Genomic DNA, 1,034 nt, shown 5'->3' on the forward strand with positions numbered 1-1,034 from the left:
AAAAAAAGCCTGCAAGCTGCCGAACGGCAGCGAGCGGATGTGGCGCGAGCACGCCGACGTTGGATCCGAGAGCAAGGCATGCTTGATCCCGCCCGGTTGGTGTTTATCGACGAGACCGCGGTCAGCACAAACTTGGCGCGGCTCAGGGGGCGTGCTCCGAGCGGCGACAGGGTGATCGGCACCGTTCCGCTTGGAGCATGGGAGACGATCACCTTCGTTGCTGCCTTGCGCCACAACAAAATGACCGCCCCAATGGTGGTTGAAGGTGCCATGACTGGAGAGATGTTCCTCGCCTATATCGAGCAGTGCTTGGTTCCCACGCTCCGGCGCAACGACATCGTCGTGATGGATAACTGCCGCGTCCACATGGGGCCCGCCATTCGCGAGGCGATTGAGAAAGCGCACGCGACGCTGCGCTACCTGCCGAAATACTCGCCCGACCTCAATCCAATCGAACTGCCTTACAGCAAATTCAAGGCGTTCCTCCGTAAGGTCGCGGCGCGAACTGTTCCGGGCCTCACTCGAGCAATTCGCTCGTTCGTCCCACAGCTCGGTCCGCGCGAATGTGCCAACTATTTCAGGCATGCAGGCTATGCTTCAATATGACCGGAATCCGCTTTAGTGCGGCGCTTGCGTGTACACTCGCCAGCAAGCCGGGGCCGTCATAGAATGAATGGACCATCACCACGGTCGCACTTGCCGCGGCAAGCGCGAATACCTTCTGAAGTTCGGAGATACCTCCCATCTTGGCCGGGCTGGGTTGGACGAAGTCGACCGCGCCAGCAGAAAGCATCTGTTGGAACTCCACCCGCGTGGAAGCATTTTCCCCTGCCGCAATGGCTATTCCACCCTCACGACGCAATCGAGCCAAACCGCCAAAGTTCTCTGGAGGCCAAATGGGTTCTTCCAGCCAGCGCAGATTGAACGGTCGCAGCCTGGCGCTCATATCGAGGGCCTCTCGCACGGTCCATGGACAGTTGACGTCCAGCGTGATCTCCACGTTATCGCCGGCAGCCTTTCGCGCCTCACGGACT

Annotated in this window: 2 protein-coding genes; one reads left to right on the forward strand and one right to left on the reverse strand. The window is 59.9% G+C overall.

The window, feature by feature from the left end:
• Nucleotides 1–606, forward strand: a 606-nt coding sequence (locus tag VMT30_02635; protein HVQ43838.1) for an IS630 family transposase, incomplete at its 5' end; no start/stop codon positions are given.
• Here the strand turns inward: VMT30_02635 and VMT30_02640 are convergent.
• A partial coding sequence (locus VMT30_02640; protein ID HVQ43839.1) for an enolase C-terminal domain-like protein occupies nucleotides 578–1,034 on the reverse strand: 457 nt, incomplete at its 5' end. The genes VMT30_02635 and VMT30_02640 overlap by 29 nt on opposite strands.

Source organism: Candidatus Saccharimonadia bacterium, assembly GCA_035544015.1.
In the GTDB taxonomy this organism is placed as follows: domain Bacteria; phylum Patescibacteriota; class Saccharimonadia; order UBA4664; family UBA4664; genus UBA5169.